An 8,956-nucleotide genomic window follows, 5' to 3' on the forward strand; every position below is an offset into this window, starting at 1 on the left:
ACCAGGCCGCCTACCAGATCAGCGTCGAGCACCTCGCCGACTGGATCGCCACCCGCGGCTACGCCACCAGCTGACCCCGCACCACATAACCGAAGGGCCGGACCCCCACCAGGGTCCGGCCCTTCGGCATGACCGGGTCACTGTCCACGCGCCCTCGGCAGGCTCAAACGAAGTCGGGGTCAACCGAGCTGACCAGGCCACCCACCCCCGGCAAGCCACCCACCCGGCCAACCACCCGACCACAGCGGGCCACCCCCCGGACCGCGTGACGGGTCCTTTGGAGCTGATGTCGTAGACGAATCAGAGGCATGGCTCAACCGAGCCGAACTGGTGATTCGTTCACGACATCAGCTCGATAGGGCGCCACACTAATCTGCCCAGCCTCCGCGCGGAGGTGTCGAGGAAAGACCGACCGAGACCGACCGCCACCACCGAGGGGCTCGGGGATGACCGGCGCGCCGGCACCGACTTTGCTTCGGGCCCCCGTTCCGGAGGGACGCTGGCGGACCGCTTCCGCCCGACCGGCCAGGGGCTCAGCCAGCCGCCGCGGCCCAGGGCGCACAGCCAACCCCCAGGACCAGGGAACCCAGCCGACCAGGGCTCAGCCGCCGGAGTCGTCCATCTCGGCACCCTCGGGGACCGTGTCGTCGTCCCGGCTGGCCAGCCAGCCCTCCGGTAGGAAGACTTTGCCGGGTGAGTTGGTACGACCGCGCGGCTGCCCGAGGGCGGCCATCGGGAACGGCTCCGCCGGGTCGAGCTTGCCGAGCAGGTCGTCGAGCTGGGCCAGGCTTTCGATCATCGCCAACGAGCGCCGCAGCTCACCGCCGACCGGGAAGCCCTTGAGGTACCAGGCGACGTGCTTGCGGAAGTCGGTGCAGCCGTCCCGTTCACCTCGGGCCGGGTTGCGGGCGCCGGCCGTGAACTGGTCGACCAGCAGCTCGGCGTGCCGGCGCATGGTCACCGCCACCTCGCCCAGGGTGGGCAGCCGCCGCTCCGGCCGACCGTTGAAGGCGGCCTCCAGGTCGGCGAAGAGCCACGGTCGGCCCAGGCAGCCGCGCCCGATGACCACGCCGTCCACGCCGGTGTGGGCCACCATGCGCAGTGCGTCGTCGGCCTCCCAGATGTCGCCGTTGCCGAGCACCGGCACGTCGAGGGCCTGCTTCAGGGTGGCGATCGCGTCCCAGTCGGCGGTGCCCGAGTAGCGCTGCGACGCCGTGCGCCCGTGCAGGGCCACCGCGGCCACGCCGGCCTCCTGGGCGGCCAGCCCGGCTTCGACGTACGTCAGGTGGTCGTCGTCGATGCCCTTGCGCATCTTGACAGTGACCGGCACGCCGGCCGGTGACGCGGCAGCCACCGCGGCCCGCACGAGTCGCGCGAACAGCCGGCGCCGCCACGGTAGCGCCGCGCCGCCACCACGCCGGGTGACCTTGGGGACCGGACAGCCGAAGTTGAGGTCGATGTGATCGGCCAGGTTGCGCTCGACGACGATCCGCACGGCGGCGGCGGTGATCTCTGGATCGGTGCCGTAGAGCTGGAGACTGCGGGGCTTCTCGTCGTCGCCGAACGCGATCATGCGCAGCGTCTTCGGATTGCGCTCGACCAGCGCCCGAGTGGTGATCATCTCGCAGACGTAGATGCCGCCGCCCTGCTCGCGACAGAGCCGACGGAACCCGATGTTGGTGATCCCGGCCATCGGCGCGAGCACGACCGGCGGCCACACCTGGTGCTGGCCGAGAGTCAGCGGGCGCAGCGCGGGCACGGTCGAGGCAGTCACCGGACAAGTGTACGGGGCCCCGACCGGCGCTTATCGCGTCGGCCGAGACCCCGTGCGCAGAGTCTCAGCAGCCGGGGAGACGCTCGATCAGGTAGCGCTCGACCTGGTCCAGGGAGACGCGCTCCTGGGCCATGGTGTCCCGGTTGCGCACCGTCACCGCGTTGTCGTCCAGGGTGTCGAAGTCGACAGTCACACAGAACGGGGTGCCGATCTCGTCCTGCCGACGGTAGCGACGCCCGATCGCCTGCGAGTCGTCGAACTCCACCACCCAGCGCTTGCGCAGCAGCGTCGCGAGGTCCTTGGCCTTGGGCGACAGCGCCTCGTTGCGGGACAGCGGCAACACCGCCACCTTCACCGGGGCGAGCCTCGGGTCGAACCGCATCACGGTGCGCTTGTCCACGCCGCCCTTGGTGTTCGGCGCCTCGTCCTCGTCGTACGCCTCCAGCAGGAAGGCGAGCACGGCGCGGGTCAGACCCGCGGCCGGCTCGATGACGTACGGCATCCAGCGCTCACTCTTGCTCTGGTCGAAGTACGACAGGTCGACGCCGGAGTGCTTGCTGTGCGTGGAGAGGTCGAAGTCGGTGCGGTTGGCGACACCCTCAAGCTCGGCGAACTCGGTGCCACCGAACTGGAAGCGGTACTCGATGTCCACAGTCCGCTTCGAGTAGTGCGACAGCTTCTCCTTGGGGTGCTCGAACAGGCGCAGATTGTCCGCCGAGAGACCGAGGTCGAGGTACCAGTTCCAGCGCTCCTGGAGCCAGTACTCGTGCCACTGCTCGTCGGTGCCCGGCTCGACGAAGAACTCCATCTCCATCTGCTCGAACTCGCGGGTCCGGAAGATGAAGTTGCCCGGGGTGATCTCGTTGCGGAACGACTTGCCGGTCTGCGCGATGCCGAACGGCGGCTTCTTGCGGGCGACCGTCTCGACGTTCTTGTAGTTGACGAAGATGCCCTGCGCGGTCTCCGGGCGCAGGTAGTGCAGCCCCTCGTCGCTCTCCACCGGACCCAGGTAGGTCTTCATGAGGCCGTTGAACATCTTCGGCTCGGTGAAGGTGCCCTTGTTGCCGCAGTTCGGGCAGTTCAGCTCGGCCAGTGAGGTGAGCGGCTTGCCGTGCTTCTCGGCGTACGCCTCTTCCAGGTGGTCAGCCCGGAACCGCTTGTGACAGAACTGGCACTCGGTGAGCGGGTCGACGAACTCGGCGATGTGGCCGGACGCCTCCCACACCTTGCGGGACAGGATCACCGCGGAATCCAGGCCGACGACGTCGTCGCGCTGCTGGACCATGGTCTTCCACCACTGCCGGCGGACGTTCTCCTTGAGCTCCACGCCGAGCGGACCGTAGTCCCACGCCGATCGGGTGCCTCCGTAGATCTCACTGGAGGGGAAGACGAAGCCTCGGCGCTTGGCGAGGCTGACGACGGCATCGATACGGTCGGCTGGCATGTTTCCTCCTACGCCGGCTGGCGGTCGGCGGGGGCGAGATGTGGATGGAACGGTCGGTTCGGGACAACGGTACGACCACCGTCGCCCCGAGCCCAGCAGAATACCGGGGACGGGTCAGCTGACCTCGCAGACCTCCACGCCGCCGGTCTGCCCGTCCTGCCCGAGGCTGACCTGTTGCCGCTCCCGGTCGCCGCCGTCGAGGGTCACGTCGACCGGCACGGTCAGGTAGGTGGTGTCCACCTCACCCACCCGGAACGCGGTCACCTGCGGTTTGGCGGCGGCGCGCCGCTCGAACTCCGGCCGGGACTCACGCCGCTGCGCGTCGTCGCAGAGCTGGTCGTACGCCCGCCCGTAGTTCCGCTCAACCAGCGCCTGGTAGTAGTCGCCGGTCACGGTGCGGGCCTGTTCCCGGATCGCCTGGACTCCGCTGACGGCCAGGCCGACGACGGCGGTGCCACCCCCGCCGCAGCAGAGCACCACGGCGAGCGCGCCGACGCCGAGGCCGATCCAGAGCCGAGTCCGGCGGCCCTCGGTGGGCGGCGCGGCGAACGGCGGAGCCACCCCGGGACCGGGTGGCGGGGCGGGTGCGGTCATAGGAGCAGCGTAGTGTCCGGCGGCTCAGCGGTAAGGACCCGCAGCCCGATCACTCTCGGCGACGACCACGGCCCCGCCCGGGGCGGCGGTGGCCAGCGCCTCGTAGGCGGAGGGCTCGTCGACGGACTCGGCGAGCAGCGGCACGGCGCTGACCTTGACCTCGAAGGCGCCCAGCGCCCGCCGGTACGTGCCGACCGACTCCCATTCGGTGACCAGTGACCAGTGCCGGGGGTCGTCCAGCGCCCGGACCAGTTGGCCGCGCAGGTAGCCGGGCCGGGCGGCCAGCGCGGTGAGGGCGGCGTGCGCCCGTTCGGTGAAGCCGTCGGCGGCATCGACGTCGACCACGAACCGGTTGGTCACCAGCACCGGGGGTTCCTCCTCGTAGAGTCTGTGGGATGCAGCGTACGCAGCGCCCTCTGCTCGCCCGGTTGGCCGGGGCGAACCCGACGTCGGTGTTTCTGCTCACCCTGGTGGTGGTGCTGGTGGCGTTCTTCACGCCCGGGGTGATCGGCGGGCTGCTCACGCTCGCGCTCGCCGGGGTCCTGATCGCCCTGTTGGCGACGACCTGGGCGGTTCAGGCGCCGCAGACCCGGGTGATCCGGCTGGTGATGCTCACCCTGCTGGTGACGGTGGGCCTCGCGAAGCTCCTCTGACATGCAAGCATGCGTTTTTGACAATCATTATCGTTGCCACGGACAGTTGACGACATGACCAACCGCGCCACGTACCGTGTCCTGGCCGCCGCGACCGCCCTCCTCGCCCTGGGCGCCGGGGCCGGCTGCTCCACCGGCGGTGCCGCCGGCGCCGACCCCCAGCGAGTCGACGTGGTGGCCGCGTTCTACCCCCTCCAGTTCCTGGCCGAGCGGATCGGCGGCGACGCGGTCCGGGTCACCAACCTGGCCAAGCCCGGCGCCGAGCCGCACGACCTGGAACTCAACCCGAGCCAGGTCGGTGAGGTCAGCGACGCGGAGCTGATCGTCTACCTCAAGGGGTTCCAGCCGGCGGTGGACGACGCCGTGGCCCAGAACGGCGGCGACCGGGCGTTCGACGTGACCAGCGTGCAGCCGCTGTTGGACGCGTCCGCCGGCGGGCATGACCACGAGGGCGAGGAGGGGCACGCCGAGGAGAGCGGCGGCAAGGACCCGCACGTCTGGCTCGACCCGACCCGGCTGGCCGGCATCGGCGACCAGCTCGCCCAGCGCCTCGGCAAGGCCGACCCGGACCACGCCGCCGACTACACCGCCCGGGCGGCCGCCCTGCGCGCCGACCTGACGGCCCTGGACGGCGAGTTCAAGCACGGTCTGGCGACCTGCCAGCGGCGGGAGATCGTGACCAGCCACGCCGCGTTCGGCTACCTCGCCGACCGCTACCAGCTGGACCAGGTCGGCATCACCGGGATGAGCCCGGACGTCGAGCCCTCGCCGCAGCGCCTCGCGCACGTGATCGAGGAGGCCAAGGAGCACCAGGCCACCACGATCTTCTTCGAGACCCTGGTCAGCCCGAAGGTGGCCGAGACCATCGCCGGTCAGGTCGGCGCGAAGACCGCCGTGCTCGACCCGATCGAAGGGCTCGCCGCTGGCAGCAACGGGGACTACCTTTCGGTGATGCGCACCAACCTGCGGACCCTGCAGACGGCCTTGAGCTGCTCGTGACCTCACCTGTCATCACCGTCGAGCACGGGGTGGTCGGCTACGACGGCCGCCCAGTACTCCGGGACATCTCGCTCACCGTGACCGCCGGCGAGGTGGTCGCGATCCTCGGCGCCAACGGCTCGGGCAAGTCCACCCTGATCCGCGCCGTGCTCGGGCTGGTGCCGATCAGCGCCGGCTCGGTCACCCTCTTCGACCGGCCGTTGCGCCGGTTCCGACAGTGGGCACGCATCGGGTACGTCCCGCAACGGCTGGGCGCCGGCGGCGGCGTACCGGCGACCGTCCGCGAGGTGGTGGCCTCCGGCCGGCTGGCCCGTCGGGGGGTGCTGCGTCCGCCGGGTCGAGCCGACCGGTCCGCCGTCGACGCCGCGTTGGGCGCGGTCGGGCTCGCCGACCGGGCCGGTGACCCGGTGTCCACGCTCTCCGGCGGCCAGCAGCAGCGCACCCTGATCGCCCGGGCCCTGGCCGGCCAGCCGGAGCTGCTGGTTCTCGACGAGCCCACCGCCGGGGTGGACGCGGCCAGCCAGGAGGCGTTCGCCGGCGCGCTGCGCGACTTCGTCGGCGACGGCGGAACGGTGCTTCTCGTCGCCCACGAGTTGGGCCCGCTGCGACCGGTGATCAGCCGGGCCGTCGTTGTCCACGAGGGTCGCATCGCCCACGACGGCGCGGTGCCGGACCCGGCCGGCCATCACGCGGAGCCCGACCACGACCACGTGCACCCGCACTGCTACGACGAGCCCGCCGGGCTGTGGAGCAACTGACCCATGGAACTCTTCCAGTACCCCTACATGCAGCGCGCCCTGATCGGCGCACTGGTGATCGGCTTGGCCGCGCCGGCGCTCGGCATCTATCTGGTGCAGCGCCGGCTGGCGCTGATCGGCGATGGAGTGGGGCACGTGGCGCTGACCGGCGTCGGGGCGGGGCTGCTGCTCAACCGCTCACCGGTGCTGGTCGCGGTGATCGCCGCCACCATCGGCGCGATCGCCATCGAGATCGTCCGGGCCCGTGGGCGTACCTCCGGTGACCTGGCTCTGGCCCTGCTCTTCTACGGCGGCATCGCGGGCGGCGTACTCCTGGTTGGCCTCTCCGACGCGACCAGCGCGAACCTCAACGCCTACCTGTTCGGGTCGCTGACCACCATCTCGCCCGCCGACCTGACCACCATCGCGCTGCTCGGCGCGGCGATCCTGGTCACGATGATCGCGTTGCGGCCGGCGCTCTTCGCGGTCAGTCACGACGAGGAGTACGCCCGGGTCTCCGGCCTGCCGGTCCGCACGCTGAACCTGCTGATCGCGGTCGCCACCGCTGTCACAGTGACCATCGCCATGCGGGCCGTCGGCGTGCTGCTGATCAGCGCGTTGATGGTGGTGCCGGTCGCCACCGCCCAGCAGGTCACCCGGGGCTTCCGCAGCACGATGGCCGCCGCGATGGCTCTCGGTTTCTTCGCCGCCGGCTCGGGTGTCTGGGTGGCGGCCACGGCGGACACCGCACCGGGCGCCTCGGTGGTGCTGGTGGCGATCGCGTCCTTCCTGGTGGTGGCCGTCGCCGGCGCTGTCTGGCGGGTCGTGCGCCGTCGGACGACGCCCACCGCCGCGCCGACACCGGAACCTCACGAGGTCGTGCTGAGCTGAGCCTGGTCAGCGCGACGTCGGTGGTATTGGTTACCGTTGCAGGATGACCAGCGCGACGGGCTACGACGGGTTCGACGGGGCCAGCGAGCTGCTCCGCGCCCTGTCCGCTCCCATTCGGCTGGCCATCGTCAGTGAGCTGGCCGGCGGCGAGCGGTGCGTGCACGAGTTGGTGGAGAAGCTCGGCGCGGCGCAACCACTGGTCTCCCAGCACCTGCGGGTGTTGCGCGGAGCGGGGGTGGTGCGCGGCTCCCGCCGAGGCCGGGAGATCGCCTACAGCCTCGTCGACGAGCACGTCGCGCACATCGTGGCCGACGCGGTCAGCCACGCCGGGGAGGGATCATGAGCGAGAGCAGCGCCGCGGTGCGCAACACCCGGCAGCGTTCGGCGGTGAGCGCGCTGCTGGGCGAGATGGAGGGCTTCCACAGCGCGCAGGACCTGCACGCGATGCTGCGGCAGCGCGGCGAGCGGGTCGGCCTGACCACCGTCTACCGCACCCTCCAGGGGCTCGCCGACGCCGGTGAGATCGACGTGATGCGTCCGCCGGGCGGCGAGCACCTCTACCGCCGGTGCAGCGAGGGGCACCACCACCACCTGGTCTGCCGGGTGTGCGGGCGTACGGTCGAGGTGGCCGGCCCGGCCGTGGAGAGTTGGGCCGATCGGGTCGCCGCACAGCACGGCTACGCCGACGTCAGCCACACCCTGGAGATCTTCGGCACCTGCCCGACCTGCCCGCGCTGACCACCATCGCCCGGTCGATCGCGATCCGGGCTCACTTCACGGCTACACCGGGCGGGGCGTTCGTGGCACGCTGGCCGGCGTGAAAATCTATGCCGATCGGTTTCCGACCGCCGCCCGTCAGTTGCTCACCGACCTGCTCGTCGTCGCCTGGGTGTACGCGGCGATCCGCGGCGCGCTGTGGCTGCACGACCTGGTGCAGAAGCTCGCCGTGCCGGGGCAGAAGTTGGAGGGCGCCGGCAGTGGGCTCGCCGACAACCTGGGTGACGCCGGCAGCAAGGTCGGCCGGGTGCCACTGGTCGGCGACGAACTCACCGCACCGTTCCAGCGCGCCGCCGAGGCCGCCCGATCGCTCGCCGACGCCGGGCGCGACCAGCAGCAATTGGTCGACCAGCTCGCCCTGGCCCTCGCCATCGCGGTGCTGATCTTCCCGCTCGGCATCGTGCTGTTCGGCTGGCTGCCGCTGCGGCTCCGCTGGATGCGCCGGGCCGGATCGGCGACGAAGCTGGCCGCCGGGCCAGCCGGCCGGGACCTGCTCGCCCTGCGCGCGCTGGCCACCCAGCCACTGGGCAAACTGACCCGGATCGGTCCGGATGTCGCCGAGGCGTGGCGGCGCGGCGACGACGCGACTGTCGACGCCCTGGCCGCCTTGGAACTGCGCCAACTCGGCCTACGCGGCCGGGGCCGCTGAGGTCGTTCGCCGGCACGCCCGCCCGTCGGGGCAGCGCCACTCCGGTAAGCGATATACCTCAGAGGTATAAATATGACTCCCTGGTATACGGCTCACGAGTACTTGTCCACCCGAAAGGGCACCGAGAGCCGGCCGGGCGCAGGTCCAGCCCGACGCGGGTGTCGTTAAGGTCGTCGGGTGTTCTACTTCCTCGTCGTCATCGCCGTCCTGCTGCTCGGCTACGCCGCCGTCCTGGTCTCCTTCCTCCGCCGGGGCAAGAAGATCCCACCCGCGGCGTACCTGGCCCTGGCCGCGCTCAACGGTCTGATCCTGGCGGGAGTGCTGGCCTGGGCGGTCTCCCGCTGACCGACAGCGCCGATCTGCGCGACCGCGCGGCGGCCGATCCGCGCGACCGTCAGCCCGCGCGGCGGCGAGCCCGCGCGGCGGCGAGCCCGCGCG

The 8,956-nt window shown here is 71.2% G+C and carries 12 protein-coding genes; 8 read left to right on the plus strand and 4 right to left on the minus strand.

Features of this window, described 5'->3' with window-relative positions; all coding sequences use genetic code 11:
* Positions 1-601: 601 nt before the first annotated feature.
* The 4 genes from dusB to GUI43_RS32590 form a co-directional block, all read right to left on the minus strand.
* Positions 602-1,774 (minus strand): tRNA dihydrouridine synthase DusB, encoded by a 1,173-nt coding sequence (gene dusB, locus GUI43_RS32575; RefSeq protein WP_112589146.1) that lies wholly within the window; start codon positions 1,772-1,774, stop codon positions 602-604.
* Between the two features lie 64 nt (positions 1,775-1,838).
* The gene (locus GUI43_RS32580) at positions 1,839-3,218 is read right to left on the minus strand and encodes a glycine--tRNA ligase (RefSeq protein ID WP_091409675.1); all 1,380 of its coding nucleotides are present in this window, start codon (positions 3,216-3,218) and stop codon (positions 1,839-1,841) included.
* A 114-nt stretch (positions 3,219-3,332) separates the two neighbouring features.
* On the minus strand, positions 3,333-3,812 hold the full coding sequence (locus GUI43_RS32585; protein ID WP_112700628.1) for a hypothetical protein: 480 nt from the start codon (positions 3,810-3,812) through the stop codon (positions 3,333-3,335).
* 24 nt (positions 3,813-3,836) lie between these two features.
* Positions 3,837-4,178: an antibiotic biosynthesis monooxygenase family protein gene (locus tag GUI43_RS32590; RefSeq protein WP_112589142.1), complete on the minus strand. Its 342-nt coding sequence runs from the start codon at positions 4,176-4,178 to the stop codon at positions 3,837-3,839.
* Between the two features lie 29 nt (positions 4,179-4,207).
* Between GUI43_RS32590 and GUI43_RS32595 the strand changes: the two genes are divergently transcribed.
* From GUI43_RS32595 to GUI43_RS34125, 8 genes are all read left to right on the plus strand, one after another.
* Positions 4,208-4,465 (plus strand): hypothetical protein, encoded by a 258-nt coding sequence (locus tag GUI43_RS32595; RefSeq protein WP_112589140.1) that lies wholly within the window; start codon positions 4,208-4,210, stop codon positions 4,463-4,465.
* Between the two features lie 54 nt (positions 4,466-4,519).
* The gene (locus GUI43_RS32600) at positions 4,520-5,464 is read left to right on the plus strand and encodes a metal ABC transporter substrate-binding protein (RefSeq protein WP_112700630.1); all 945 of its coding nucleotides are present in this window, start codon (positions 4,520-4,522) and stop codon (positions 5,462-5,464) included.
* The gene (locus GUI43_RS32605) at positions 5,461-6,222 is read left to right on the plus strand and encodes a metal ABC transporter ATP-binding protein (protein WP_091409689.1); all 762 of its coding nucleotides are present in this window, start codon (positions 5,461-5,463) and stop codon (positions 6,220-6,222) included. The genes GUI43_RS32600 and GUI43_RS32605 overlap by 4 nt, the downstream gene beginning before the upstream one ends.
* Positions 6,223-6,225: 3 nt before the next feature.
* Entirely contained in the window at positions 6,226-7,092 is an 867-nt protein-coding gene (locus GUI43_RS32610; protein WP_091409693.1) for a metal ABC transporter permease, read from the plus strand.
* Between the two features lie 43 nt (positions 7,093-7,135).
* Positions 7,136-7,435 carry an ArsR/SmtB family transcription factor gene (locus GUI43_RS32615; protein WP_030338189.1) on the plus strand — a complete coding sequence of 100 codons (300 nt, stop codon included), beginning with the start codon at positions 7,136-7,138 and terminating at the stop codon, positions 7,433-7,435.
* Positions 7,432-7,830 (plus strand): Fur family transcriptional regulator, encoded by a 399-nt coding sequence (locus GUI43_RS32620; protein WP_091409697.1) that lies wholly within the window; start codon positions 7,432-7,434, stop codon positions 7,828-7,830. The genes GUI43_RS32615 and GUI43_RS32620 overlap by 4 nt, the downstream gene beginning before the upstream one ends.
* 79 nt (positions 7,831-7,909) lie before the next feature.
* A complete protein-coding gene (locus GUI43_RS32625) occupies positions 7,910-8,518 on the plus strand; it encodes a hypothetical protein (protein WP_112589136.1) in 609 nt (202 codons plus the stop codon).
* 177 nt (positions 8,519-8,695) lie between these two features.
* Positions 8,696-8,863: a hypothetical protein gene (locus GUI43_RS34125; protein WP_167457741.1), complete on the plus strand. Its 168-nt coding sequence runs from the start codon at positions 8,696-8,698 to the stop codon at positions 8,861-8,863.
* Positions 8,864-8,956 lie beyond the last annotated feature (93 nt).

This window comes from Micromonospora noduli, from assembly GCF_003264365.1.
Taxonomy (GTDB): domain Bacteria; phylum Actinomycetota; class Actinomycetes; order Mycobacteriales; family Micromonosporaceae; genus Micromonospora; species Micromonospora noduli.